The sequence below is a fragment of the Micromonospora sp. B9E7 genome (assembly GCF_039871815.1).
In the GTDB taxonomy this organism is placed as follows: Bacteria; Actinomycetota; Actinomycetes; order Mycobacteriales; family Micromonosporaceae; genus Micromonospora.
In genome coordinates this window covers 267746-294392 of sequence record NZ_JBDPLX010000007.1, presented here as the reverse complement: position 1 = coordinate 294392, position 26647 = coordinate 267746, and the positions used below count along the sequence as shown (strand labels likewise).

The following is a 26647-nucleotide window of genomic DNA, read 5'->3' as shown; positions in this document are numbered from 1 at the left end:
GGGCCTAACCGTCCCGCGACGGGCCGCGGCCGGTGGATCATCCGGAGGGCCCCGATTGCCTCGGAACCACCCCGCCGATGCCACCACCACGGGCCGGACGCCGCCATGTTGGCGACGCGACCCACGGGAACGGTCAGGCCTGAGGCGCAGGGGTGACAGGACTTGAACCTGCAGCCTGCGGTTTTGGAGACCGCTGCTCTGCCAATTGAGCTACACCCCTATGCGGCAACACTCGCCCCACGCGGTCACAGACGACCGAGCAGGGGTCACTTGCCCCACGGCGGACCAGTGTACGGGTAGCCCCCCGACTTTCCCAACCGGTCTCCTCACCACGCGTGGCGAGGAGGGTTCAGCGTGCCGTACGGATGGTTGCCCGAGCCTGCGAGAGCACCTTCTCGCCCAGGCAGGTCGCGGTCACGTCAAGTCGGGTCAAGCCGTCCTCGGTCACCTCGCGGACCCGCGCGGTGACCTCGATCTCGGTGCCCTGCTCGTCGTCGGGAACCACCACCGGTCGGGTGAAACGAACGCCGTACTCGACCACCGCGTCCGGCGCCCCGGCCCACTCGGTGACCGCCCGGCCGACCAGCGCCATGGTGAACATGCCGTGGGCGATCACCCCGGGCAGACCCACCTTGGTGGCGACCCGGTCACTCCAGTGGATCGGGTTGAAGTCACCCGAGGCGCCGGCGTACTGCACCAGGTCGGCGCGGGTCACCCGGAACGTCTTGGCTGGCAACTCCATCTCAGGCCTCCCCGCGAATCACGTACCTGGCCCAGACGGCCACCACCGGCTCCCCGCCGACGGTGCTCACGTCCGTGCGGGTGGTGAGGAAGCCGTGCCCGCCCCGGGTGCTGACGTCCTCGATCGTGTTGGTGCAGACCAGCTCGTCACCCGCGACCACCGGCCGGGTGTACGCGAACCGCTGGTCGCCGTGCACCAGGCGGCTGTAGTCGACGCCCAGGTCCGGGTCCTCGATGATCTGACGGCTGGCCGCCATCGTGACGATCACCGGGAAGGTCGGCGGGGCCACCACGTCGCCGTGCCCCAGCGCCCGAGCGGCCTCCGGGTCATGATGAGCCGGGTCCGTGGCACCGATGGCGCTGGCGAACTCACGGATCTTTTCTCGGCCCACCTGGTAGGGGGCGGTCGGCGGATAGGTCCGGCCGACGAAGGAAGGGTCCAGAGACATGCCGCGAACCTACACGGAAAGCGCAATCGCCGATCCGATCGGCAGGCGGCGGCAGAGCCGCGCCAAACCGGTCAGATCGGCGATTGGAAAGCTTCGACAGGGGCCGGCACGAAGCCGGCCACGAGTCAGCGGGTCTCGCGGTGGACCGTGTGCCGGCCGTCGCGCGGGCAGAACTTCTTCAGCTCGATGCGGTCGGGGTCGTTGCGCCGGTTCTTGCGCGTGATGTAGTTGCGCTCCTTGCACTCCACACACGCCAAAGTGATCTTCGGCCGGACATCGGTAGCCTTCGCCACGGCGGAGTGCCTTCCTCGCTAACGGAAACAACTACGACGCGCCAGCCTAGACGCTGACAGCGCGGACATGCAAAGTGGGCGCCAGAAGCGCCCATTCTTACGACCACCGGCAACTAGCCCGGAAGACGAGAGTAGCGGTGGCCGGACTTGAACCGGCGACACAGCGATTATGAGCCGCTTGCTCTACCATCTGAGCTACACCGCTGCGATGGGTCCAGCTGAACCCTCGAGCCCCCTTACGGAATCGAACCGTAGACCTTCTCCTTACCATGGAGACGCTCTGCCGACTGAGCTAAGGGGGCCTGCGCGATCTCCCCGTGGGGCGCGCAGGAGTAAGAGTACACGGCCCGGCTCGACAGGTGAAATCGGATCCCCGGTGATCGTCTGCGCCCTGCTCAGGGCACGACTCGAAGGCGCGGAAGCTCCCCGTCGGTGATCGTCTCCGGCTCGACCTGAGCACCGAACCAGGCGGCCAACCGCTCGTACGGCAGCGGCCTGCTGAACAGGAAGCCCTGCCCGATCTCACAGCCGATGTCCTGGAGAAGCTCCAACGTCAGCTCACTCTCCACACCCTCGGCGACCACGGCCAGGCCGAACTGCTGTGAGAGGGTCACCACGGCGTTGACGATGGCCAGGTCCCCCGGGTCCGTCGCCATGCCCTGCACGAAGGAGCGATCCACCTTCACCTCGTGCACCGGCAGCCGGCGCAGGTGCGCCAGAGACGAGTCACCCGTGCCGAAGTCGTCCACCGACAGCCGGACGCCGAGGTCGCGCAGCCGTTGCAGGGTCGGGATGGGCCGGTCCGTGCCGTCCAGCACCCCCGCCTCGGTGATCTCAAGGGTGAGACGCTGCGCCGGCACCCCGTACTCGCTCAACAGCTCCTGCACCCGGTCCGGGAAATGCTGGTCGGTGAGCGTACGGGCCGCGAGGTTGACCGCGATGGGCAGCGGCTGATCGGCCAACGCCCAGTCCCGGCTGCGGCGTAGCCCCTCGCGGAGCACCACCTCCGTGAGCCGGCTCAGCTGGCCGGTGTGCTCGGCCACCGCCACGAAGTCCTCGGGAGCGACAGTGCCGTGCGCCGGGTGCTCCCACCGCGCCAGGCACTCGACACCCACCAGACGCCGGTCCCGCAGAGTCACCTTGGGCTGGAAGTAGACCTCCAGCGCGTTGTCGTCCAACGCTCGGCGCAGATCGCCGGCCAGACCGAGCCGGCGCAGCGACCGGGACTCCAGCGCCGGGTTGAAGAGCTGCACGCTGCCCGGCACCGACTTTGCGGCCGTGGCCGCCAGGTCGACCCGCAGGAGCAGGGTCGCCGCGTCGCTGCCGTGATCAGGGTGTACGGCCACCCCGACAGCGGTGTTCACGTCCAGGGTGAGCGCGTCGAAGACCATCTCGTCGCGGATCTGGTCGCGCAGTTGGGCGGCCAACTCAAGTGCCGCCTCGGCACTCTCCAACCGCAGCGTCACCAGGAACTCGTCTCCACCCGCCCGGCCGACCAGGGCCGACGACGGCGCGCTGGCCCGCAACCGGCTCGCGACCTCGGCGAGGACCTTGTCCCCGGCCGCGTGACCGAGCGACTCGTTGACCTGGCGCAACCCGTCGACGTCGAAGAGCAGCAGCGCCACCACCTCACCGGGGGCGGCGATCGTGAAGGACTCCTCGAGCGCGCCGGTGATCCGCCGCCGGTTGGGCAACCCGGTCAACGTGTCGTGGTACGCGTCGTGCCGTAACCGGTCGACCAGCCGCGAGTTCTCCAACGCAACGGCGACGTGGGCGGCCACGGTTTCGAAGACCGGGATGTCAGCGGCCGTGAAATGGCCGACGTCACTGAGCCGGTTGACCACCTCGAGGGTGCCGATCACCGCCTGGCCAGACCGCAGTGGAACCACGATGACGTCTTTGACCTGGTGCTTACCGAGCGCCCTACGGACGTCGTCGTCATCGTCGAAGGCTCGTCCGGCGGCCAGTGTGCGGCCGGACTGCCGGACCCGTTCGCGGACGATCGAGGGAGTGAGCGCGACATCGAGCAGGCCACGGTCATCGAGCCGGGCGCTCAGCAGGACCTCAGGGTGGCGACCCTGGGCCGGCAGCCAGAGCGTGGCGTACTCGGCCTGCATCAGCGCGCGGACCCGGTCCAGCAGCGCGTCGACCAGGCCGCCCTCCTGACCACTCTCGCTGATCGCCCGGGTCAGCTCGTACATGCTTCCGAGCGTGCGGTGCTGGCGAAGGAACTGAGCGTACGAGCGGTAGACCAGAACGACCGCGATCGCCAACACCGCGATCAGGAGCACGGACCACACGTTGGACTCGATCGCCATCAGGATCACCAGCCCGACGACGCTGTTGATCGCGCAGATTATCTGTGGGGCCACGCCGTTGCGGATCAGCTCCCACCCTGCCTGCCAGCCGTGCAGCAGAGTGACGACCGCGCTGATGGCCGCCAACGAAACCAGACTGTTGACACTGACCACCGCGAAGAGGACAGCCCACGTCTTCGGGCCCACCTCGTCGCCGATGGGAGGCAGCGCCACCAGGACGACTCCTGCCAGCGAGGCGGCTACGGCGGCTCTGGCGAGATTGAACCAGACCTTCGGGGCGCTGAGGCGTCGACGAAGCTGGCCGATCAGAGCGGCCAGGACAGCAATCAGCACGACCGTCAGGGGCGGCAGGTAGAAGAAGGCGAGCAGCAGTGGAATCTCGGTGACGATGACTTCGAGCGCCTGCCGGCGCACCACGATCTGGAGCACCTGGGTGCTGGCAGCCACCATGACGACGAAGAGGACCGCCGCCCCGAAGAGATTGCCCGGAGGTGGGGGCCCGGCCAGCGCGAGAACGAACGAGCAGACGATGGCCAGCACCGCCAAAGGCCCGGTGATCAGCCAAGCCTGCTCGTTGGATCTACGGGCTGGGGGCGAGCCAGGCTTCATTCCGCTCCCTCAGTGGGTGGTGCGGAGCGGGCCTATCGGGCGACAGCAGCACCCTTGTCAGAGGCCGGAGCACCCCACGAGAAATCGAACTGCTGGAAGTCGGTGGTCGCGCCGAGGAAGGAACCCGCGAACGCGACCGCGGCCGCGAACGCGAGGGCGGCGCGAAGGCGGCGAGGCGTCCGTCCATACATCAGCGTGCTCCTGTCGGGGGCAGAACAAGAATCAGTGCCCCTGATCGTGCCACAGTCGAAACCACCCGCAAAGCCCACGTACGGCCGAGCGACGTGGCCGACCGGTCGAGCTGGCACGCCAAGTGACCGCCGCGTAATAAGGCGCAGACAGAGCGTCTACTGAGCGCGATCTCCAACTTCCCGTCGTCACATAGTGCTGCTTCCAGCTAAGACGGCGATTCGGAACTTTGCCCTTGCTAGCCCAGAGGCGACAAATCGCTCACCTGCTGACTCTTTGGACCCGAGAAGAAAGCCCGCAGTGCTGTGCGGACTGCTGAGCTTCCAGCTCTGGGTGTGCGGCGCGTGCTTCGCGGACGGGGCACCGCTGACTTTCTAGGTGCCATCGAAGGGTGAGAGTAACTGGTATCTCCCAGGCCGTGGGTCACAGGCGCAGAGCAATCCTTCGATGCGGTGACCCGGAAGCTCGTCGACGCATTCGAGAAGCGCCGTTAGTGGCTCGGCCAAGGAGAGTCCCGCCGCCGCACCCCGGTACCCACCCACCCGCCCGCGCCCCCGGACGCCGCCCAGTCGCCGTCACGCTCAACCGTCTCGGAGGAGGGGATCGCACACCCGCTCAGCACCACGGTGCGTACGGCGAATTCTTGGAGAGCGCGCGACGGGGTGTACCGCGACCGACGTCAGGATGTTCGCAGCGGGCGGAACGCGGCCCGCACCTCGGCGGAGAAGAGCTCCGGCTCCTCCCAGGCCGCGAAGTGGCCGCCGCTGTCGGCTTCGTTGAAGTACGCGACGCCGGGGTAGACCGCCTCGACCCAACTGCGCGGCGCGGCCCAGATCTCCCCGGGGAACGTCGTGAAGCCCACCGGAACCGTGACCGGCGGAGGAGCCTGGCCCGATGCCTGGGCCGCCGCCATGAACCGGCCGAACTCCCAGTACCAGCGGGCCGACGAAGCACCGGTACCGGTCAACCAGTACAGCGTGATGTTGTCGACGATGGTGTCCCTGGTGAGTTTCCCAGCCGGCTCGCCGCCGACGAACGCGCGGGAGATCTTGTAGTAGCTGTCCGTGTCGTGGTCGAGCATCCACGCGGCCAGCCCGACGGGTGAGTCCAGCAGGGAGTAGCCGATCGTCTGCGGCCGGGTGGACTGCTCAAGGAAGTAGCCGAACCCATCCATCGTGAACAGGTTGAGCGCGTCGCGCGCCGCACGTTCCTGCTCAGAATCGGCCGGCAACTGGTCCTTGATACCGATCGCCCCGGCGAGCAGGTTGACGTGGATGCCGAGCAGCCCCTCTGGCCCCTGCCGGCCCATCGCATCCGTGACCGCGGCACCCACGTCACCACCCTGGGCGACGTAACGCGCGTAGCCGAGGCGATCCATCAACGTCGCCCACGCCCGGGCCATCCGGGCAGAGTCCCAGCCGGGATCGGTCGGCTCACCCGAGAACCCGTACCCCGGCAGGGACGGCAACACCAGGTGGAACGCGTCCTCGGGCGTGCCACCGTGAGCGGTCGGGTCGGTGAGCGGACCGACGACCCCCAGCAACTCGACGACCGAGCCCGGCCATCCGTGCGTCATGATCAGCGGCAGGGCGTCCTCGTGCCGGGAACGGACGTGGATGAAATGGATCTCAACCCCGTCGATGATGGTCGTGTACTGCGGAAGAGCGTTCAGCTTCGCCTCGCACGCACGCCAGTCGTGCTCGGCAGCCCAGTAGCGGGCCAACTCCTGGATCGTGGCCAACTGCACGCCCTGCGAGCGGTCGGAGACGAGCTCGCGGGTCGGCCAACGGGTGGCCGCGATCCGGCGGCGTAGATCGGCGAGAGCCTCCTCCGGCGTGTCGAGCCGGAAGGGACGGATTTCGTTGTCGTCGGACATTTCCCACCTACCGGGTCGAGTCAGCCGGCGCCGATCGCCGGCGGTGCTGGCACCCGCCCAGTTTCGCAGCGGCCGACGGCAGCCCGGGCCGTTTTCCGATCACCGACCCACGAAGCAGGGCGTCAGTCGGTCGGCCCGCTTCGTCGGCGGGTCAAGGTCACCGTGATGGGGGTCAGCGCCTCGACGATCGAGCGCCGGATCTTGGCCGCCGCCCGGGGCCACTTCATCTCGCCGTACGAGCGGCTGTGCGCGTACCAGGTGGTGTGGTTCTTGGTCCTCGCCTCGGTGGCCGGGTCGAAGGGCTCCCCCGCGTTGGCCTCCTGGACCAGCTCGGCGCGGAACGAGTGCGCCAGGGCTTGGTACGGAACAGGTCCTCGAATCACTGGCCGCTCACCGCCCAGCGGACCCGCCACGGTCGAACCTTCCGGTCAGCGCGCTTACCGATCTCCCCGATCTGCATTGCGTAGCTCTTCATGCGGCGTCCTGCCCCGGGTCGCCGAGCCACCGCCCCTACGGCGAGTCGAATGCGGTGGTCCGGGATGCAGGGCCGCCGGTACTGTCCGGCTCACCATGAACCCGAACGGCGAGGTCGACATGAACAGCGACGACGGTACGACGGTGCTGTGGCGCCCGACCGGGCCGGAAGAGCTGGATCTCGTCCGCGAGTCCGGATGGCGGACGTGGCCGCCGCGCCTGCCGGATCAGCCGATCTTCTACCCGGTCCTGAACGAGGACTACGCGGTGATGATCGCCCGGGACTGGAACGTGCCCGCGTCCGGCGTCGGCTACGTAACCCGCTTCCGGCTGGAGTCGGAGTTCCTGCGCCGATACCCGGTTCGCCAAGCAGGCGGGAAGACCATCCTGGAGCTGTGGGTACCGGCCGAGGAGCTGGACGAGTTCAACGCTCACATCGTCGGACTGATCGAGGTCGTGCACGAGTTTCGGTGAGCCGGCCGGCGGCAAGCGCGCCAGGCCGCCTCCGACGCCGGGGCGGCGAGCCAACGGCTGCCGCCGGAGCGCCGCCCAAGTCGACTGGTCTAGAACCACGGCCAGCCCTACGAGAGTCGACGGAGCAATCCGACCAGGGGTAAAGGCTTCCGACTGCAGCGCCAGTCCAAACCCCAGCCCGCCTCCCGCAGCCAAACAAGCCCTATAGACGGACCTCAACCGCAGGCGACAGCTGCGGCTCATGTCAGCCCGGCAAGACTCATAGCGCCAGCGTCACAGCCCAGAATCGGTCGTCATCTGCTGGACCGCGCCGGACCTGGTCTGATAAACGACAACGGCCCCCGATCAGCATCTCTGCTGGTCAGGGGCCGTGTCTGCACCTGGTGGCGGGTAGAGGATTCGAACCTCTGAAGCTTTCGCGACGGATTTACAGGGCGTCGGCGATCATGATTCGCGCAGCCCGACGACCTGCCATTTCTTCCGAACAGAGCCAGACTGACCGCCCAACCGCCCACTATCTGCCCATGCCCCCTGCAGCCGGGAGTACCCCGGCGAAATACCTCATGATCGACCGGCTTCGCCCGCTCTTGGTCCTGGCAATAAGGACCAAGCTGGTTATGGGAGGTTTGCCGTCCCGACCGCAGATGCGCCGCCTACGCGCCCAGGGTTCTGATCGATCCGGCCAGGTCCAACTTTGCACATCTAACCTTCGGCGGTTCTTGGAGAACAGGCAGTCCGCCAGCCAGCACGTCAACGACGGTCCAAACCACGTCAGTCCCGGTCACGTCCGGCCGGTAGGGCAGTCGACCTTGCCCGGTCCGGGGAGGCTGGACGGTCTGGCGACTGCCCGACGACGAGATCCGCCCCGCTCAGCTGCGGCGTTGTCCCCCGCGACGCACCAGTGCCTCGTGGACCAGTCTCCTCTGAAAGGCGATCGTCTCACCGCATCTGGCGTTCGCTCGCTCGGCTTCCACAGTCCATAGCGGCAGTTCCTCCCGATCGAGAAGCCCCTCGTAACAGAAGGAGAGGACACCGTAGAGAACTTCACCCGTTAGGCCCTCGGGCGCGTCGGCACAGGCCAATAGAGCCGACAACATGTGCGAGGTACCCGGCTCGTCTGCGAGGTCCAGGACACCCTCATACTCGTCGAGCGCCTCTTCGGAAAGCTCAATCTTGTCCCAGCCAGCGGACACTGCTTCACGTCCGGCAGTCATTCCGCGATCCAGGTAATCGCGGACTTCCTTTGTCTCAATCTGACCCATCTCATCGAACGTCCGCTCAATCACCGCCATCGCGAGGGCCAGCCGCTCCGGTGGCTGAATGTTCTGCAGCTCCTCCCGCAAGGGCTGCATCTCATGGTCCCAAAGAAGCAACTGATCCTCCAGTTCCTATCGCCCGGGCTGGCCACCAACCGCAGGCATTCCGGGCATCACGACCGGTTGAGCACGCTCTACCAACCGGCGTTCCCTGCCTGCGGCTTCGCCACTCAAGCCCCGACACCATCTGGAGCCGCCCACCACGTGCAGACGCCCCACGCCAGGAAGCACCTTCTCTGCGGAGGCTACGCCTCACCCGGTAAATCGTGTACCTCACGGGTTTTTTTAAAGGGCTCGCGTACCGCCAGCGCCCGACTCGCAGCCTGTCCACTCAGCGCGCCAAGGCCACCCGCCAAGGCCACCATCCAGAGCTGAAACGATCCCGAAGTAGCTGTCGGTGCCGCGAGCGCCATCGCCACCGACGAGCCGCCAGCGAGGGCCGATCGATACCCCGCCGATGACTAGCGGACGAGATTTGCGCACGGTTCGACTGTGCCACAAAGCACCCACCCAGCCGGTCATCCCAACGCGTCGCCGATCTTGTCGTTCATGGTGTCGTCGCCGCCGTCGATGCAGTTGGCGTAGACGCGGAGCAGGACGGCGACACCGTGACCCAGGCGCCGGGCTACTTCAGTCGGTGGGACGCCGGCATTCAGCCAGAGCGAGGCCGCCGCGTGCCGTAGGTCGTAGGGCCGGCGGACGAGCGGCGAGGCGACCTGCGATTCGGTGAGCGCCTTCTCGCGGGCGAGCTTCCACCACCGGTCGTAGACCGACTCCGACAGCGGCCCACCGTGAAGGCCCCGGAAGAACCGACCGTCCGGGCCGACCCCGTGATTCTCGGTGTGCGCAAACAGCAGCTCGACAAGCCGGGGCGGGATCGGGATCGTACGAGTCTCGGCCCTCCCCCGGTGCTTGAGTCCGCGCCGCTCGTGGGAGCCGCCATCATCGGTCCAGTGCGACCCGGCGCGCGGCGACGTGCCGGCGAGCACCAGGCGGCCCCAGCGATGTTCGATCTTCTCGTGCTCGCAAGACCGGGAAGGCTCGATGGCCGCCAGGTCGTCGAAGTCGGCCCCGCAGTCGGCGCACCGGGCGGCAAGGTCACAGTCCTCCCGCCGGAGGTCCGCGGCTTCCGAGGGCCGCATCCCCGCGTAGTAGAGGCAGCCGAAGAACGCGGTGACCTTGTCGGCCCGTTTGCCGAGAGATTTCACCGCCTCCAGCAGCGTGGCGACCTGGGCCGGGTTCGCCACCACCCGCCGGTCGATGGACTGTGCGACCTCGGGTGCGGTCCATTGGACCCGGTCGACCGGGTTGGAGGCGATCAGCTCCAGCTCGACGGCGTACCCGAGCACGTTGTAGAAGGTGGCCCGCTTTCGCTGGACGGTGGAGGCAGCCGCGGGCTTGCCGTCGAGGCGTACGCAGAGGCTGTCGAGGACTCGGCGGATCATTGCGGGTGAGTCCAGTTCGACTACCGGGAGGGACGCGGTTTCCAGCCAGGCGAGGGCCGCCGCGTGGTCGGGCGGGATCTCGTCGGCCCAGCGGCGGGGGTTGAGGCCGTAGAGGTACAGCGCCTCACGGAGCAGGGCGTCAGTCGGTCGACCCCGCTTCGCCGGACGGGTCAGGGTCACCGTGATCGAGGTCAGCGCTTCGACGATCGAGCGCCGGGTCTTGGCCGCCGCCCGAGGCCACTTCATCTCGACATACGCGCGGCTGTGCGCGTACCAGGTGGTGGGGTTCTTGGTTCTCGCCTCGGAGACCGGGCGGCCGGTGGCCGGGTCGAAGGGCTCCCCCGCGTTGGCCGCCTGGACCAGCTCGGCGCGGAACGAGTGCGCCAGGGCCTTGGTACGGAACATGTCCTCGAAGCGCTGGCCGCTCACCGCCCAGCGGACCCGCCACGGCCGAGCCTTCCGGTCAGCGCGCTTGCCAATCTCCCAGATCTGGACCTCGTAGCTCTTCACGCGGCGTCCTGCTCCAGGTCGCCGAGCCACCGACCGAGCGCCGACCGGCGGACCCGCAGCTGCCCGTTCGGGAGCTTGATCACCCGCGGTCCCTTGCCGGTCTGCCGCCAGTAGAACCAGGTCGAGCGCGGCACGCGCAGTTCGGCGAGAACTTCCGGCACGGTCAACAACTCCTCGTTCACTGCGTTTCCTCCCCGTCGTGCTGTGCGCTGTGCTGAGTTGCCGAAAGATCTGAAGACCCCTGCGCGGCCCGGTCCTTGGCTGCGAGCAGTTCGGATCGCCAGCGGGCCCGTTCGCTGATCGAGCGCATGAGCCGGTGGGTCATCGGGCCGACATCGGGGTCGTCGGGTCGGGCGAGTTCCCAGGCGTGCCGGACCCGTTCGGTGGTGTCGCCCTGGTCGTCGACGAGCTGCGTGCCGTCGGTGGTGACGCCGAGCAGTGCCCGCACCCAGGCCCGCGCGTCGTGCTTGTGGTCGGCGAGGGTCTTGCCGGACCAATCACGGGAGATGAGGATGCGCCGGCCGCCGATGCCGAGAGTGTCGCGCTGGTGGACCTTGCCCTTGCAGCGGCCGGGCTTGAGCTTGGCGTGCGCCTTCTTGGGCTGGACGCCGTAGAGCAGCCAGTTGGCGCAGCGATCGGTGCACGGGGTCAGCTGGAGTTGTTGCCAGAGCCGGTCGAGGTGCTTTCGTTGCCGGTCGGTGGTGGCCTTGTGGCAGTCGCCGGTGTGCTTGGTGATGTATTTCGTGACGTACCGGATGGTCCGTTCGGCGTCCTCAGTGCCGGGCATGACGCCGCGGGCGTCGACCTGGGCACCGAAGCGCACGACGTGTACCGGTTCCGCGTCCGGGTCGTCGTCGATGGCGTCGAGTGCTTCCGCCCATGTGGTCAGCGGCTCACGGGTGTCCGGGTCGACCCATGCCGCCGCCTGCTCGTCCCAGATCGGGAGCCGGTCGAGGGTGTAGCGCTGGACGGCGACCGAGGGCCACCACACCTGGTGGTAGGTCGCCGCCGCGACGGTGCGGAGCACGTCGCGAGGAATGGTGCCCCGGATGGCGAAGTGCGCGTGCGGGGCAAGTCGGCGTTGCGGCTCGACGCAGCCGGCGTACTGGACGTTCCAGCCCTCGCACCGTCGGAGGTTCTGCCAGAACCGGTCGAGCAGCCGGGGGAAATGCACGGCGTCCCAGGCGGCGCGGCGGTAGTCGTACCTGGCCGGGTTGACGGGGGTGCCGTCGGGGCGAACCGGGCCGTACGAGTCGAGGGTGAGGGTGAGCCACATCGACGGTTGGTAGGTCGAGCCGTCCGGGGCGGTGTAGGTCTTGCCGACGGTGCGCCGCTCGACCTTGCGCCGAGGCAGTTCGGGGGCATCCTGGCGCCGCTTGGTGGAGCGCTTGCGCCGTGGGCCGGGCTCGTCGTCCTGGTCCTCGTCGTCGCTGGCGTGAGGTGGTCCGACGCGCCCGCGCAGGCCCTCAGCGGCGATGGCTTCCTCTACCTCGCGGATTGCCTCGTCGAGGTCGGTCACCTGGTCCCACTGGGCGACGCGTACGGCCTCGTCGCGGGAGAACTCCAGGTGTGCGCGGAACAGGATCAGGGACTTCTGCGCCTCGGTCGCGGGTTCCGGGCCGGGTAACGGCTCGTCGTCGCGGTGCCAGCCCTCGCGGATCTGGGCTTGGCGTAGCCGGCGGTTCTTCTTGGCGCACGGCGGGCACTTGTCCTCACGGGTCGCGCCGCAGGGCAGGTCGATGACCTCGGTCAAGCCGGTGTCGAGGTCGGTCCGGCGCATGGCGAGCGGGCGGACGCAGACGCCGTACTCGATGGCGATGTCCTTGAGGACGTCGATCGAGCGGGGCAGCGCCATGCGGGCCGCCCGCGACCCCGGCCGAGGAGCAACCGGGGTCGGGGCGGGTTCGAGACCGGGCAGGGTTGGAGCCGTCATCGGATGATCCCGACGACCTGGGGCCGGTTGTGCTGGACGACACCGATCGGAGGCAGCACCGCAGCTGATGCCGGCGGCATCACCGGAGCCGGCGGCGCGGGTTCGACCGGCTGCGGCTCGTCGTACCAATCGCTCTGCGGCTGATCGGGCTCCGATGCCGGCGGGGCGGCGGGTTCGCTGGATAGGACGACCTTCACCAGGGCGAGGAAGGCCAGCGACGGCACCGCCGCGACGATCCAGCCCCAGACGGACGGTTCGGCTTCGGCGACCTGGGCGGCGAGGGAAAGCAGCGCGAACGCGATCAGGAGGACGCCGACCAGGCCGACGGGTCGACCGTCGCGGCGGCGGGCGCGGATCTCCAGGCCGAGGTAAATGGCCATCAGCTCGACCGCTACGGCGTTGGCCCAGCCAATCCAGTCGGGTTGGCCGTGGGCAACGGTCAAGTCGTGGACGTGGGTGAAGGCAGCAGCGCCGGCCATGGTGCCGATGGCGAGCAGGATCAGCACCCGGACGGCGGACTCGGCGCGTTCGCGGATCATCGGCCGCCCCTGTTGTCACGGACGGTCAGGACGATGCAGATCTGCTGGCCGTTGAGGTCACGGCGGCGGTTGACCATGTGCGCCAGGCCGTGCAGGGCACCGGCGAGCCGGTCCGGGGAGCCGTTGAGTTCGATGTGCAGTGGCTTGATTCGGTGGGTGCCGAGGAAGAAGCTCTTGAGGGACATCGGTTACCTCCGGGCCGGGGCGACGCGGGTACGGATGTGGTCGGGTGGCTCGCCGAGGGAGGCCACCGCTTCGGAGAGGCAGCGCCACAGCGCCCACGCCTCGTCGGGGGTCAGGTACATGCGGCGTCGACCGCCACCGACCGCGAGATAGACCGGGTACGCATCGGGCCGTGCGGGGTCGACGCGCACGGACACGGCCGTGCTGGTGGCACCGTCGGTGCCGGGGGCGCGGAGCCGGTAGAAGGTTCGGCCGTCGGTCGGGGCGGTCACCGCGGCTCACCCCCGTCGGTGTCCCGGTCGAGGATGTTCAGCAGCGAGTCGGGCAGCAGTGGTCCGCGACGCTGCCGGGGCAGAGGTGGCCGGGCCGGTTCGGTGGCGGTTTCGCGGCCGACCTGGGCGAGGATGTCCGCCGCGTCGGCCGGTGCCGGGTACTCGGCGGCCAACTCCCGGATGTGGTCGTCGGAGATGTAGGAGAAGCGCACCCGGGCGGGCTCTGGGGTGCCGTCGAGGATCACGTAGCCGACGCCCTTGGCCCAGCGGGGCATCTGGTCGGCGAGGGCACCCCGGTTGCGGGCGCCGTCGCCCAACACGAGGTCGACCTGAGCGGCCTCGGTCAGGCCGAGCGCGATGCGGGTCGGGAACAGGTCCCGGAACGGCAGCACCTCCTTACGGGGGTCCTGCAACGCGGCCACCACCAGGACGCCGACGCCGGCACCCTGCGACAGCAGCAACCCGAGCGACCCGGCGATGCGCTTGCGCAGGTCGACATCTTGGAGGTACGCGGTTAATGCCGCCATCTCGTCGATGACGACCACGACCAGGGGGTCAGCCAGGGTCGGCGTGTGAACCCGCACCGCACCGGCAAGCCGGGTCTGCCGTTCCCGCATCACCGTCACGGCCTCGTCGAGCAGGTCGGCCATGGCCTCGAACGACTTGCAGGCGAACCGGGCGAACAGCGGCCGGCCCATGGCGAACTCCATGCCGCCCTTGGGGTCGATCACCCAGAGCCGGACCAGTCCGGAGGAGATCCCGCCGGCCAGGACGCGGACCAGTGACCATAGGACCGAGCCCTTGCCGGAGCGGGTGGCACCGCCGATAAGTACGTGGGTGGCGAGCAGGTGCAGGCACCAGTGCCGCAGGTCTTCCCGCCGCGCCAGCGGTAGAGCGGTGAAGTCCGGGATCGACGGGACGTCGAACGGGTCGACCAGGGTGCGCAGCGCATCCGTGCGGACCACCACCAGGTAGACCACCGACGGCCGGTCCCGGAACCGCAGCCGGTCCACCGCGCCCAGGACCAGCGCCCAGTAGCCCGACCGGATCGGCGGGTCATCGGGACGCTCGGAGTAGACCCGGGCGTGCCGCCGGCCGAAGGCGTACGCCAGGTTCGCCGTTGCCTTTTGGAACTCCTCCGGTGTCTGGCCGCGGACCATGCGGATGGTCAGCACGTCGAGCGCCTGATCCGAGCGGACCCGCAGCAGCTCCGGCAGGACCGTGCGATGGTCGTACACCTTGGCCAGGCCGCAGAGGGTCATGGCCTCGCGCCAGGCCCGCCGGTAGACGAACAACTGACGAAACCGGCCGAGGATCGGACCGGCGCACCAGGTCCACCACGACGACTCGTGCCGCCACCGCCACAGCGCCGATATTGCGGCGGCCAGGACCACGGGCACGATCACGCCGGATCGGCCGAACTCTCGGTAGAGGCTCACCCCGGCCACGACCAGGCCGACGGCGACTGGGTGGCGAAGGCACCACCACAGGCCCCGCCACAGCCACCGCAGCACCAGGCCGAGCGCGATCAGCCAGACCGGCAGCTCCAGCCGGCGCGGGCGGATCACCATTAGGTCCCCGGCGGTGGTCATCACGACCGCGCCCCGCGGCCGGCGGATCATCGCGCACCCGCCACTGTGGGCCGCCGCAGGACGGCAGGCATACGCTTGGACATGTCACTACCTCTCTCGACAGAGCAGGGGAAAGAGACAGAGGGCGGGGCTGCCGTCCGCCAAGACCTGACAGCCCCGCCCCCACCAGATGCGGCTACTGCGCCGCCTTCGTGGCCACGCCCGCCGGGGCACGCATCCCGGTCGCCCGCAGCGAATACGCCATCCGACCGTTGTTGCCCACGTACGGCGTGACGGTCATGCCCTCGAACTCGACGGCCTCGAACAGGCCACCCGTCGGCGGCACAGGCTGGTAGTCCGCCGAGATCTTCACCGTCGTCTCCCGCGACCGCTTGCCCAGCTCCGGATCCAGGTCCATCACCCGGACCTGCCACACCCGCTGGCCGGTCAGCTTGTCTTTCGCCGGGCTGCGCCGGCCGGTCTTCTCGTCGTAGTCCTCGACCTCGCCCAGGGACTCGGGCACCAAGGCGCACCCCGCCGGGAACACGTCCTCACACCGCACCGCGAACCTCGTACCGCCGCGCAGAGCCATCGCTCAACCTCCAACTTGTTAACTTGTCTGCCAAGTTGCGTTCCAAGGTAGACGGCACTTGGCAGACAAGTCAACAACCACACGATGATTGATTGGCCGACCTGCAGGGGCCGCGCGCCCTACCAGTACGCCGACGTAGAAGCGTCGCTGAGCACCACCCGCCGTACCGCGACCGCAGCTCTGAGAACCCTCATTTTCGGACCAGCCAGTTGGCTGCCCAGCCCAGGGGACGCCTGGTCACTGAAGGGGTCGCACGGCTCTGACAACGACCGTTTTCAGCCCTGAGCGGCGGGCCGACCTGAGGCAGGCTTAAACGATCAGCCTGAGGTTCAGCCGAGGGCAGGGGTAAACAGTGATGGCCCCTCCGGAGCGAGCGGAGGGGCCATCAACCCGCCGGCCGCCTGATCCATTGACACAGCCACGCGGGGGTCTTTGAGCAGCTCAGAGTGGTCTTGAACCTCCAAGCTTGCCTCTGCGAGTATTCCATACCGCGAATGTTGAGTCTAGATAGATTAGAACCACAACGTTCCGGACTTGCGACGAGAACAAGAGTCACTAAATCTGCCGGCGATCTGACCCTTCGACTCCTGTCGACCGAACCGCATCCTCCGAATATAAATGATCGAATCTTAACCCTCGAAAGAAATCGCCCTATGGCTAGACCAGGGTCTACATCTGAATTCCATCACTATAATTCAGCCAGATTTAAATCCAATGCCGCAGGCCCCTCTCGCACACCTCTAGCGCTGTGAGCAGCGCAAACGTCGTTCGGACGATCCGCACAACGCTTTCAGTGAACGCGTTGGCGACGGCTTAGGCCGTTCCCGACTGTCGCTTCGCGGACACTATCCACCCTCAAGACGCGGGTTAGTCCTGAGTGGGCGAGACACTTTACGGGCAGCATGAATGTGGCTACTATGATCGGCAGCAGTGTCGTTCTTGAATGGGGTCGACGGGAGCGAGCCGTCATCTCAGAACGTCTGCACATGGAGGTCAAGCCGGCCGCCTGATTCAACACCACTCAAGGAGAAGTTCTGTGGTTCAGTTCAATGTGTCCCTGCGGGCACCACAGGTTGTGGTGATCCAGATCCTCGTCACGATCCTGTTGATCGTTGGGGTCGCGCCGCAACTGGTCTAGCGGGGATCCCAGCAGAGGGCGGAGCCTCCAGGGCTCCGCCCTCTGCTGATGGTCGAAAGGGATAAGCAGGACATACTCGGGGTACCAGGCCCGCATGGCAGCTGAGGAGCAGGCGAGTGCCGTTGACGAGGCCCATACCAGGCCGGACGGTTCGGACGACTCGACCGTTGAGGCACTGGGCGAGCTGAGTAAGGCCCTGGAGACGATCCACCGCGTGCGCGGACATCTCTACTCGGCGCATCAACTGGTCGGCGGCGCGGACCTGACTCTTGATCGGGTCGTCAGGCTCCTGCGCCACGCCGAACACGACGAGGTCGCTGATCGGGTCGAGCACGAGCTGTTGGGGCGCAACGTACTACCCGGCCGGTGGACGTTCCAGATCGTGGAGGAGTTCGACGACGGCTACTACGCCGCGTTCCAGGAGATCGAGCGGGAAGCGCGGGAGAAGCTAGCCGGCGGACGGCGGCACATCTTCGAGGCGGAAATGAAGGAGCGGCGGCGTACCCACGGGATGCCGGGGCACGAAGCTACGCCGTAGTGCTGCCGTCGAAGCCGTCCGGGATCATCGAGGCCAGGGCGTTGGCTCTGGCCTCGATGATTCTCATCCGTCCCTGGTACTCAGCCGGTTCCCGGTGTGCAGCCTGGCTGGTCACCTGGCCGGGCCACTTGCGGTAGAGCAGGCCGTATTCGCGGGTGAAGTAGCCCGCAGTGACCGCGTTGGCGGCGAGCAGGAGGCCGGTGTCCTCGGAGGCTGGCAGGGCCATCCAGCCACCCAGGGCGAAGACGAGATCCCGGCGCAAGCAGAGGGTCGCGGGGTGCACCGATGCCCGGTAGTCGTTGGCCTGCCAGAACGACAGAACCGAGCCGCGGTCGATGACCCCGCCGGCCGGGTCCTTGTCCCATCCGGCGGTCGACCCGTCGGGCAGCAGATCGAGTACCCGCGAGGTGGTCCAGCCGATCTGCGGGTGCGCGTCGAACGCGGCGATGTCCCGGGCGAGCGCACCGGGGGTCAACTGGTCGTCGGCGTCCAGCACCTTGATGAGTTCCCCGGAGACTCGGGCGAGCGCGAGGGTACGGGCAACACCAGGCCCACCGGGACGGCCGGTGCCCAGACTGATTCGGGGATCGTCGGGCATCGCGTCGACCAGGGCGCCGGTCTGCCCGTCCTCTTGGACGAGCCATTCCCAGTCCCAGCCATCAGGCATCTCCTGCTTGGCCAACGACTCGTAGGCGCCAGGCAGGTGCTCGATGCTGGGCGCGTGGACCGGGGTGATGACCGAGACGAGCTGCGTCAAGTTTTCCACCGCTGGAGTTTGTGGGAGTAGACAAGCTCGGTGCGGTCGCCCGGCATCACCACGTCGGCGACCTCGACGACCCGGCCTGTGGTGTCGGTCGAGGTCTTCCGCACGGTGAGCACGGAGACGCCCGGGTCGATGTCCAACAGCTCGGCCTCATCCGGCGACGGCGGACGCGCCCGGATCTCGTCGTCGATCCGGTCCAACTCGACGCCCAGCGTGTAGAGCTGATGTTGCGTGCCGCCCGGCCACGGTTCCTTGCCTGCGTCGAGAAGGTCCGGGTTCGCGGCCACCAGGTCGTACGGCAGGTAGGAGTACGACACGGTCAGTGGCGCGTTCTCGTGCCGAGAGGACGTCCAGTAGACCCGGCGCAGCAGCGACGTGCCCGGCTCGACCTGCAAGGCCGCCGCCATCTCTGCATCAGCCTCCACCCGCGAATATTCGGCGTGGAACTTCAGGTCATCGACGGTCAGGCCGGTGTCGTGCTCGGTGGCGCCAGTTTTCAGCCGCTCGTCCTCGTCGAGCAGGACGCGATCCTTCTCCCACTGGTACCGCTCGGTGTTGCGACGGCGTACCCGCTGGCGGGGTGCCCGCACGTAGGTGCCGCGCCCCTGCTCCGCGCGGACCAGACCCCATTCCCGGAGCTGCCGGATAGCGTTGCGGACGCTCGTGCGCGACAGGCCCGAGGTGTCGGCCAACTCGGTCTCGCTGGGCATCAGAGTGCCAGGGGCAAGTTCGCCGCTCACGATCTTCGCCCGCAACTCTTCCGCGAGTTGCAGGTAGCGAGGGCGCCAGTCCCGGCCTTGCACACCGGTCACCGTACCCCCTAGACGTTCCAACGTCTGCCAGGTGGTCCCGCCGGCGGGCCGCTCAGGAACCGGCGGTACGGCTACCGCTGCTCGCGGTGGCCGCGCAGGGCGCAGGCCAGGAGTACGAGGAACGGCTGAGCCCCGACGGGTGTCGGCGTTCACTGCGTTTCTCCGGCCCGCTCGCCGCCTTCTGCCGGTGTCAGCATCTCCAGTTGGGCGTATACCAGCTCGTCGATGAGCCGGTCCACCTGCGCGGGCGACAGGAGTACGGTCTGCGTCGCGCCGTATCGGGTCGCGTCGAGCTTCACGGCCAGGTCCCGGCGAGCGAACCGGTCGACGACCAGTTGGACGGTGACCCATCCGGTCCGCTCCCGCCCAATGGTGGAGAGAAGCCCGCGGTGCATCGGGTCGTTCGGTCCGCAGCCTCGACACCAGACCGGGCACACGAACGGCGCGATCGACGACGGCGACCGGCCCTCTGGAATGGCGGCGCCCTCACTCATCGCCGGCCCCCTGCTGCCCGGTGGCCTGTGCCAGCGATCCGCGAAGGTGCTCTACCAGTTGGGCTGCCTGCGGCACGGACAACTCCGCCCAGGCGTTTCCGGCCCTGCACGTCACGTGAACACCGACCATGGGACTGCCCAGTGCGTCACTGATGAGGTACGTGACGACGAGTCCTCCCGACCGACTGTCGCCAGACCGCTGCATCGGGCCGCGATGACGGCGGGCCATGTGCGTCATCACGGGCGGCACCAGGTAACCGCAGCGATCCGGGGCGCACCAGTCCGGGTGGCTTGTGACGGGAGCCGGCTTGTTCGGACGACTCATCGCGGCCACCGCCCGCCGTTGCCTCGGAAGAGCTGGGCTCGCGTCATCAGGGGTGCGTACCGGAGCGCAGGCAGTTCGCGGGTGACACCGGTCGACCACCGCGGCGAGGAGGTAGTAGATCCCGCGCGTGGACTCGACTGAACGTTGCTGGTGATACGCCGGGCAGATGGGCGCCTCTGAGGCCACCAGGACGAGAACCAACGGTGTCGACGATGAGAGCCGGACATCGCACCTCCACAGGTAGGCGGGGACCGGTGGCCAGCCACGGGGGAATGCGGCAGGCCACCGGCCCGGATGAAGGCGCGGCGCACCGTCCGACTCCGGACGGGTCGGGTATCGCCGAGCCAACTTGTACGCGCGGCTACCGCAACCGGTCCGACAGGACGCCGCGCATCAGGTGCGACCAGGGCCAGCGCGAGAACACCCCTGACGCGAGCCGTCACCTCAGCCGCACAAAAGAAACGTATCTACAAGTGGACGAGTTGTCCAGACGTCGAAACAGGTCACTTGGTTGGCAGTTGTCAAGACAAGTGCCAGGTACGGTGAGCCTGTGCCCACCCCGCACTACGGAACGCCCCGCTACCGCGTCATCGCCAACGAGCTGAAAGAGCGCATCGAAAGCGGCGTCATCCCGCCGGGTGCTCTCTTACCAGCCGAGAGCGTCCTCACCGCCGAGTTTCGGGTAAGCCGCGGCACGATTCGCCAAGCCGTAGCTGTGTTGCGCGAGGCGGGCTTGGTCGCTACCGAACACGGCCGCGGCACTTACGCAAGCCCTCGGCCACAGGGAAGCCGAGTAGCCAGGCCCTCCCGATCCGAGACCGGACACCGGGAAATCGCCGCAGACCCGGAACTTGCAGCCCTTTTCGCTGTAGAGGTTGGTGCAGCCCTACTCGAACAGCAGAGCATCAGCCGAACACATGAAGCCGTCGTTGCGGTCGTCAGAACCTACAGATTGCCTCGGCCGAGCCAGTAGAACCGTTCGCAGCTTCTATACGTCCTCAAGGTGGCACGCAACGGGCCGCGGGCGCCGCCGTCTGGGCGTGCGCCGGATGCCCGGCGGCTGGCGCGGAGAGCGGGCGCCGGGAGGGACCGCTGCAGAAGGACAGATCGTTGACCGGTGAACGGTGAGCCGACGGCCCGCCTGTGCGCGCAGCCACAAGTTCGCGGCGCAGGGAAGCGCACGCCGGCCGCGTCGGCGACCGGGCGACGGTCGCAGGGATGCGGTTAGGTCGCCGCCGGCGGGGCGCTCTGGCTCGGGGATGTTCAAGATCCGTCGGCGCGTTACATTCCGTGGGTGGTCAAGCGAGCCATCCGCTCACCATTGCCCCGGAGAAGCCGAGCAGACCGCCGCCCGACCCGCCAGCGTCGGTACGAGCCGTCAAGGTCCGCTTGACATGGCAGGCCGGGCGGCGGCCCGCTTCCAAGAGGGCGGGCCGATGACGGCGGGATGGAACTACGGCTCTCAAACGGCAACTGAAGGCGTCGGGTTAGCTGTCTGTCGCAACGGTGGTCCGGTCGTCGGGTGTCTCTGCGCGAGGTCGTGACTGGTGGCAGGGCCTCAATTAGGGTGCCCGTAGAGATTCGCGGAGAAGGGACCCTAGTGAGTCAGGGCATCAAAATCGGGGACCACCGACTGCCAACCGACGGTCAGGGCAAGATTCGGGCCGACGATGTCTGGCACCCCAGGATGCAGATCCGCTCGCGCCAGCGGGTCCGCGATCTCGCCGAGGTCTACACGCACGACCGCGAGGTCAACGCGATGCTCGATCTGGTGGCCGACATGTTCCCCAGCGCCGACGACCCGGAAAACATCGACCGGACCTTCTTGGAACCAGCCTGCGGCCACGGCAACTTCCTGGTCGAGGTCCTCCGACGCAAACTCGCGCATGTCACTACCGACCGCTACGGAACAGAGGAGGACTTCGAGTACCGAATTCTGCGGTGCTTCACTTCGACTTACGGCATCGACATCTTCGAGGCCAACGTGGTCGAAGCGCGCGATCGGATGCGCGGAGTCCTGGAAAACCACCTCGCCGGCCAGCCCGTCAGCATCGAACTCCTCGCAGCGGTGGACGCCGTGCTTGACACGAACATTCAGTGCGCAGACACCTTGGCCGATGCCCAAAAGATTCAACTAGTCGAGTACCAGTCTGTCGGCGACGGTTGCTTCCTGCGGGAGTGGTCGCTGCTACAGGAGAACGGCCAGCTGGATTTGTTTTCAGAAGCGTCTATAGAGCCCGTTCGGGACGCCCTCCCAATCAACTACACCGAGCTGGCAAAACACCCCGGGCCGGTCCACCGAGGGTCCGACAGCGAGCAGGGGAGCCACGATGCGTAAAGCGAGCACCGAACGGCACATCCCTGACATCCTGGACTGCCTAGCACAGCTGTCGAATAACGAAGTCCCTACACCACCCAGACTGGCCCGGGCCACGCTCGACATCCTCCCCGCCGAGGTGTGGGGCAAGCCCGACTATGTGTGGCTGGACCCGGTGTGCAAGTCCGGGATCTTCCTGCGCGAGATCGCCGTTCGCCTCCTCGAAGGCCTGTCGGATCAGATCCCCAACTTCGACATGCGCCGCGAACACATCTATCGAGAGATGCTATGGGGCACCGCCACCACCGAAATGACCGGGATGATCTCGCGTCGCTCGCTCTACTACTCACGCGATGCCTCGGGCGCAGCGTCGGTAATCAGATTTGGCAGCGCTGATGGGAATTTGCCCTTTATCCGGAGCAACCACACCCGCCCGAAACAAAAAAACAGAACGGCCGATGGGAGCTGCAGCATCTGCGGCGCCCCGCTTGAACTTGAACGCGGCGAGGGCCGCGAAAACTACGCTTACTCCTTCATCCACGGGACGTATCCGACCGAGGAGATGAGAAGAATGAAGTTCGATGTAATTGTTGGAAACCCGCCATATCAGATTGGGACAGAGGGTAGCAACCGAGACCGGCCTCTCTACCAATATTTTGTTGACCAGGCCATCGCCCTGAACCCACGCTACATCGCAATGATTACACCCTCGCGGTGGTTCGCAGGAGGTCTGGGCCTCGCAGAGTTCCGCAACGATCGCCTGAATGACCGTCGGATGCGCATGCTCGTCGACTACCCACGACTCTACGACGCTTTCCCCGGGGTCAAGATCCGCGGTGGCGTCTCGTACTTCCTCTGGGAACGGGAGTACAACGGCCCCTGCCGGGTGCAGACCATGTGGAATGGAAACCCCATCGGCGAGCCGGTTGAGCGCTGCCTAAACGAATGGGACGTGCTGGTACGCCGCAACGAGGCGGTCGGCATCCTGCGGAAGGTACAGGGCGCGGGCGGGGCGAGCCTCGCTTCCAAGGTTTCCTCACGTCTCCCATTCGGGTTTCAGACCAACGTGCATGGGGCGTCAACGCCAACCGGCCTCAAGAATCCCGTCGAGTTCTACGGCAGCAGGCGGCAGTCGTGGATGGCGCGCAGCGATATCAAGGTGAACGCCGCCGCGGTGCCCATGCACAAGGTACTAATGCATCGGGCATATGGCGAGGACGGCGAGCCGCCGTACAAGGTCACCGCCTACCCCACCCTGGTAGGTCCACAAACAGCATGCTCGGGTACCTACCTGGTCGTCGGAGCCTTCCCTACTGCGGAAGAGGCCGGAAACCTGGATGCGTACCTACGGACCCGCTTCGTCCGGTTCCTCATCCAACTCCGAATGAACACCCAGGACATCAAGAGTGACACCTTTACTTTCGTCCCCGACCTTCCGATGGACCGGATGTGGACCGACGCTGACCTATACGAGCGCTTTGGCCTAACCGAAGAAGAGATCGCCTTTATCGAGTCGCAAGTCAAGGAAATGCCCGCACATGACCCGGTCGAGCCACTGGCATGACGCTTCGCATCTACGCATACACGCATAATGGCAAGGACTCAGAAACCTGGGAGCGCACCGTCGGCCAGACCCGCACCACCGGGACCGGACTCATCAAGGTTGGGCAGACCACCAGTCGGACCGCCAGAGAGCGGATCAAACAACAGCTCGGAACGGCCTACCCGAACCTCGACGGCGTGACAATCCTCCTCGACGAGAAAGCGGCCCGCGACGACGGCAGCGCGTTTACCGACCACCATGTCCACGCCGCTCTTGTTACGGCAGGGATCAAGCGCCCCGGTGGCGAGTGGTTCGAAGCGACCCTCGACGAGGTTAAGGCCGCCATTCATTCGGTGCGCACCGGCTCCAACTTCGACGCCACCCGTACCGCAAAGTTTGCGATGCGCCCTGAGCAGCAGGAAGCGGTTGACGTTACCGCAGCGTACTTCCGCAAGAGCCGCGGCGATCGTCCCCCCAAGTTCCTCTGGAACGCCAAGATGCGCTTCGGTAAGACCTTCACGGCCTACCATCTGACCCGGGAGATGAGCTGGACGCGGCTGCTAGTCCTCACATATAAGCCTGCTGTACAGGCAGCCTGGCGTGATGACCTGCTGAGCCACGTCGATTTTGCAGGCTGGCACTTCGTTGACCGTGACACCCCGATCGAGCATGCCGACCAACTGCTCGACGGCGCTGCTCCTGTTGTCCGGTTCGCATCCTTCCAGGACCTCAACGGAAAGTCGCCAGACGGCCAAGTCAAGGCTCACAACGAGTCGATCCACCTAACCGACTGGGACTGCATCGTCATTGACGAGTACCACTTCGGTGCCTGGCGGGACAGCGCTCGATCCCTGTACGACCCCAGCGACTCAGCACTGGCCGATTTTGAAGAGCCGGACGAATGGGTCACCGAGGACGACCTCGGCCTCAACTCGCGGCACTACCTTTATTTGTCCGGTACACCCTTTCGGGCAATTACCAATGGTGAGTTCACCGAGGACCAAGTCTTCAACTGGACCTACGTCCACGAGCAGCGCGCGAAGGCCAATTGGGATCCCGCCGGCGGGGAAAACCCGTACCTCGAACTGCCGGCTATGGAGATGTACGCCTACAAGATCGCACCCGAAGCCGCCGAGTACGCCGAGGACGGCGAGTTCTCTTCATTCAACCTGTCCGAGTATTTCAAAGCCCATAAGGTCGACAAGTCCAGCCGTTGGACGGGGGCCGGCGCCTACGTATTCGAGGATCGCCAGCGGGTCCGGGAGTTTCTGGAGATGCTGCGAGGCAAGCTCACCGACCAGATGAAGGTGCAGGTCCTCGCAGGCCAGAAGCCGCCGTTCCCGTACGAGTACCCCGATTTTGCCCCAGCGGTCAGGCACTCGGTTTGGTATATGGCCGATGTTGCCTCCTGCTTCGCAATGCGCGACATGCTCGACGAGCATCCGTACTTCTCTGGGTACGAGGTGGTCGTCGCAGCGGGCAACGGCACCGGCCAGGGTGCAGCAGCTAAGCCGCCAGTCGAGGCTGCCATCGGCACAGCCACGAAGAAGAACAAGTCTGGGTCAATCACGCTGTCCTGTGGCAAGCTCATGACCGGGGTAACCGTCCGCGAATGGGGCGCAATCCTCATGCTACGTACCCTGAATGCCGCCGAGTCCTACTTCCAGGCTGCATTCCGTGTGCAGTCGCCCTGGGCGCACCGGGATGCCGAGGATAACCTCACGATCCACAAGCCCACCTGCTACGTGTTCGAGTTCGACCCCAACCGCGCGCTGGCACTCGTCGCCGACTACGGCACCCGCCTAGGGCGCGACGATGGGGTGACACCCCGCGAATCCATCGGCGAACTTCTGAGTTATCTCCCGATCTTCGCGTTCTCCGGCGGCGAGATGCACCGCCTCGACACTACCGAAGTCCTCGACTGGGCAACGGTTGGGATCGGCGCCACGGCACTTGCCGCCAGATGGAACTCGCCGCTTCTGGTTGAGGTCAACGAGCACACCATTTCCGCTGTACTCGCCGACCATGAGTTGATGGAGGCGCTCGATCAAGTCGAAGACTTCCGCGCCCTGATCAATCTCGGGGACCAGGTCGTAACCTCGACCAAAATGCTCAAGAAGGCCAAGCGCGAACAGGGCGGCCAACTCGACCCGGCGCAGCGCGAACAGCAGAAGGAGACGGCTCGGCTCCGCAAGGAGATCAGGGAGAAGTTGCAGAAATTCCTTGCGAAGATCCCAGTTTTTATGTACGTCACCGATTTCCGCGAGGAGGCGCTGAGGCATGTTATCGAGTCGCTTGACTCGGCGCTCTTCGAGAAGGTGACCGGGCTCACGATAGACGACTTCAAGAAGTTGAACCGGCTGAGGCTCTTCAATGAAGAGAACCTAAACGCGGCGATCTTTCAGTTCCGCATGTTCGAACAAGACAGTCTCCATTACGCCGATAGAGACCGGGAGGTACAACCCGAGGGCGACGTCGGGTTGTGGGACAGGACCATTAGCGGCGGCGAGTTTTCCGACGCTGTGCCGGGTCATCAGCGTGGGGCAAACCGCGAACTCAGCGCTTTTGAAGGCCGAACGACGGAGTTGCTCGTACCAGAGTAAGCACAGCATCAGCGCTAGCCAGAGGGGTTTAGTGTTGAACGGCTGGCGGCACAAGCCGTGGTTATCCGGGACCATAGGCGGTTATTATTGCCGATTTCCTCTATTCCGGATCAAGGCGCCGCGCGCCGCGGGCGGTGAGCCGGCCGGCGGCAAGCCGCCCCGGCTGCCTTCGGCGCCGGGGCGGTGAGCCACCGACTGCCGCCGGACCGCCGCCCCCAACTCCGCTGGTCTAGACGCAGCACGACCATGGCCAGGCGGTACGGAAGCCGGCGAGTCGACCTGATCGCGGACCAGGGCTTCCGACTGCCGCGCCAGTCCAACCCCAGGACT

General features: G+C 66.7%; 25 protein-coding genes and 3 tRNA genes. 6 read left to right on the top strand and 22 right to left on the bottom strand.

Going from position 1 to position 26647, the window contains the following annotated elements; genetic code table 11:
* Positions 1 to 147: 147 nt before the first annotated feature.
* From ABGB10_RS14750 to ABGB10_RS14705, 10 genes are all read right to left on the bottom strand, one after another.
* A tRNA-Trp gene (locus ABGB10_RS14750) sits at positions 148 to 220 on the bottom strand.
* A gap of 129 nt (positions 221 to 349) precedes the next feature.
* Positions 350 to 742, bottom strand: coding sequence for a MaoC family dehydratase (locus ABGB10_RS14745; protein WP_347661425.1), 393 nt, complete (start codon positions 740 to 742; stop codon positions 350 to 352).
* 1 nt (position 743) lies between these two features.
* The gene (locus tag ABGB10_RS14740; RefSeq protein ID WP_347661424.1) at positions 744 to 1190 is read right to left on the bottom strand and encodes a MaoC family dehydratase N-terminal domain-containing protein; all 447 of its coding nucleotides are present in this window, start codon (positions 1188 to 1190) and stop codon (positions 744 to 746) included.
* Positions 1191 to 1315: 125 nt separating this feature from the next.
* A complete protein-coding gene (gene rpmG / locus ABGB10_RS14735; protein WP_007073056.1) occupies positions 1316 to 1483 on the bottom strand; it encodes a 50S ribosomal protein L33 in 168 nt (55 codons plus the stop codon).
* A gap of 132 nt (positions 1484 to 1615) precedes the next feature.
* Positions 1616 to 1688, bottom strand: a tRNA-Met gene (locus ABGB10_RS14730).
* 24 nt (positions 1689 to 1712) lie between these two features.
* Positions 1713 to 1785, bottom strand: a tRNA-Thr gene (locus ABGB10_RS14725).
* 93 nt (positions 1786 to 1878) lie between these two features.
* Entirely contained in the window at positions 1879 to 4410 is a 2532-nt protein-coding gene (locus ABGB10_RS14720) for a bifunctional diguanylate cyclase/phosphodiesterase (RefSeq protein WP_347661423.1), read from the bottom strand.
* A gap of 32 nt (positions 4411 to 4442) precedes the next feature.
* The gene (locus tag ABGB10_RS14715; protein WP_347661422.1) at positions 4443 to 4601 is read right to left on the bottom strand and encodes a hypothetical protein; all 159 of its coding nucleotides are present in this window, start codon (positions 4599 to 4601) and stop codon (positions 4443 to 4445) included.
* 677 nt (positions 4602 to 5278) lie between these two features.
* The gene (locus ABGB10_RS14710) at positions 5279 to 6475 is read right to left on the bottom strand and encodes an epoxide hydrolase family protein (RefSeq protein ID WP_347661421.1); all 1197 of its coding nucleotides are present in this window, start codon (positions 6473 to 6475) and stop codon (positions 5279 to 5281) included.
* Positions 6476 to 6597: 122 nt separating this feature from the next.
* Positions 6598 to 6858, bottom strand: a complete 261-nt coding sequence (locus ABGB10_RS14705; protein ID WP_347661420.1) for a hypothetical protein — start codon at positions 6856 to 6858, stop codon at positions 6598 to 6600.
* Positions 6859 to 7069: 211 nt separating this feature from the next.
* Here ABGB10_RS14705 and ABGB10_RS14700 point away from each other — a divergent pair, with 211 nt between their 5' ends.
* Entirely contained in the window at positions 7070 to 7423 is a 354-nt protein-coding gene (locus tag ABGB10_RS14700; RefSeq protein ID WP_347661467.1) for a hypothetical protein, read from the top strand.
* Positions 7424 to 8292: 869 nt separating this feature from the next.
* Here the strand turns inward: ABGB10_RS14700 and ABGB10_RS14695 are convergent.
* From ABGB10_RS14695 to ABGB10_RS14655, 9 genes are all read right to left on the bottom strand, one after another.
* Complete coding sequence (locus tag ABGB10_RS14695) at positions 8293 to 8766, bottom strand: hypothetical protein (RefSeq protein WP_347661419.1); 474 nt, start codon at positions 8764 to 8766, stop codon at positions 8293 to 8295.
* A 491-nt stretch (positions 8767 to 9257) separates the two neighbouring features.
* A complete protein-coding gene (locus ABGB10_RS14690; RefSeq protein WP_347661418.1) occupies positions 9258 to 10694 on the bottom strand; it encodes a site-specific integrase in 1437 nt (478 codons plus the stop codon).
* Complete coding sequence (locus ABGB10_RS14685; protein WP_030329852.1) at positions 10691 to 10876, bottom strand: helix-turn-helix domain-containing protein; 186 nt, start codon at positions 10874 to 10876, stop codon at positions 10691 to 10693. Before ABGB10_RS14685 ends, ABGB10_RS14690 begins: the two co-directional genes overlap by 4 nt.
* The gene (locus ABGB10_RS14680) at positions 10873 to 12627 is read right to left on the bottom strand and encodes a replication initiator (RefSeq protein WP_347661417.1); all 1755 of its coding nucleotides are present in this window, start codon (positions 12625 to 12627) and stop codon (positions 10873 to 10875) included. Before ABGB10_RS14680 ends, ABGB10_RS14685 begins: the two co-directional genes overlap by 4 nt.
* Positions 12624 to 13166 carry a DUF2637 domain-containing protein gene (locus tag ABGB10_RS14675; RefSeq protein ID WP_347661416.1) on the bottom strand — a complete coding sequence of 181 codons (543 nt, stop codon included), beginning with the start codon at positions 13164 to 13166 and terminating at the stop codon, positions 12624 to 12626. The genes ABGB10_RS14680 and ABGB10_RS14675 overlap by 4 nt, the downstream gene beginning before the upstream one ends.
* Positions 13163 to 13351, bottom strand: a complete 189-nt coding sequence (locus ABGB10_RS14670) for a hypothetical protein (protein WP_347661415.1) — start codon at positions 13349 to 13351, stop codon at positions 13163 to 13165. Before ABGB10_RS14670 ends, ABGB10_RS14675 begins: the two co-directional genes overlap by 4 nt.
* Before the next feature lie 3 nt (positions 13352 to 13354).
* Positions 13355 to 13621: a hypothetical protein gene (locus ABGB10_RS14665; protein WP_121676974.1), complete on the bottom strand. Its 267-nt coding sequence runs from the start codon at positions 13619 to 13621 to the stop codon at positions 13355 to 13357.
* Positions 13618 to 15213 (bottom strand): FtsK/SpoIIIE domain-containing protein, encoded by a 1596-nt coding sequence (locus ABGB10_RS14660; RefSeq protein WP_347661466.1) that lies wholly within the window; start codon positions 15211 to 15213, stop codon positions 13618 to 13620. Before ABGB10_RS14660 ends, ABGB10_RS14665 begins: the two co-directional genes overlap by 4 nt.
* Before the next feature lie 175 nt (positions 15214 to 15388).
* The gene (locus tag ABGB10_RS14655) at positions 15389 to 15784 is read right to left on the bottom strand and encodes a transcriptional regulator (RefSeq protein ID WP_347661414.1); all 396 of its coding nucleotides are present in this window, start codon (positions 15782 to 15784) and stop codon (positions 15389 to 15391) included.
* Positions 15785 to 17016: 1232 nt separating this feature from the next.
* Between ABGB10_RS14655 and ABGB10_RS14650 the strand changes: the two genes are divergently transcribed.
* Complete coding sequence (locus tag ABGB10_RS14650) at positions 17017 to 17460, top strand: hypothetical protein (protein WP_347661413.1); 444 nt, start codon at positions 17017 to 17019, stop codon at positions 17458 to 17460.
* On the opposite strand, the gene ABGB10_RS14645 is transcribed toward ABGB10_RS14650, so the two are convergent.
* From ABGB10_RS14645 to ABGB10_RS14635, 3 genes are all read right to left on the bottom strand, one after another.
* A complete protein-coding gene (locus ABGB10_RS14645; protein ID WP_347661412.1) occupies positions 17450 to 18226 on the bottom strand; it encodes a glycosyltransferase in 777 nt (258 codons plus the stop codon). The genes ABGB10_RS14650 and ABGB10_RS14645 overlap by 11 nt on opposite strands.
* Complete coding sequence (locus tag ABGB10_RS14640) at positions 18214 to 19035, bottom strand: GntR family transcriptional regulator (protein ID WP_328848945.1); 822 nt, start codon at positions 19033 to 19035, stop codon at positions 18214 to 18216. Before ABGB10_RS14640 ends, ABGB10_RS14645 begins: the two co-directional genes overlap by 13 nt.
* Before the next feature lie 149 nt (positions 19036 to 19184).
* Positions 19185 to 19529 carry a precorrin-4 C11-methyltransferase gene (locus ABGB10_RS14635; RefSeq protein WP_347661411.1) on the bottom strand — a complete coding sequence of 115 codons (345 nt, stop codon included), beginning with the start codon at positions 19527 to 19529 and terminating at the stop codon, positions 19185 to 19187.
* Between the two features lie 875 nt (positions 19530 to 20404).
* On the opposite strand from ABGB10_RS14635, the gene ABGB10_RS14630 reads away from it, so the two are divergent.
* The 4 genes from ABGB10_RS14630 to ABGB10_RS14615 all read left to right on the top strand — a co-directional run bounded on the left by ABGB10_RS14630 (position 20405) and on the right by ABGB10_RS14615 (position 26317).
* Positions 20405 to 20827, top strand: a complete 423-nt coding sequence (locus tag ABGB10_RS14630) for a GntR family transcriptional regulator (RefSeq protein ID WP_347661410.1) — start codon at positions 20405 to 20407, stop codon at positions 20825 to 20827.
* Between the two features lie 549 nt (positions 20828 to 21376).
* Complete coding sequence (locus ABGB10_RS14625; RefSeq protein WP_347661409.1) at positions 21377 to 22192, top strand: hypothetical protein; 816 nt, start codon at positions 21377 to 21379, stop codon at positions 22190 to 22192.
* A complete protein-coding gene (locus ABGB10_RS14620; protein ID WP_347661408.1) occupies positions 22185 to 23735 on the top strand; it encodes an Eco57I restriction-modification methylase domain-containing protein in 1551 nt (516 codons plus the stop codon). Before ABGB10_RS14625 ends, ABGB10_RS14620 begins: the two co-directional genes overlap by 8 nt.
* A complete protein-coding gene (locus ABGB10_RS14615; protein WP_238687846.1) occupies positions 23732 to 26317 on the top strand; it encodes a GIY-YIG nuclease family protein in 2586 nt (861 codons plus the stop codon). The genes ABGB10_RS14620 and ABGB10_RS14615 overlap by 4 nt, the downstream gene beginning before the upstream one ends.
* Positions 26318 to 26647 lie beyond the last annotated feature (330 nt).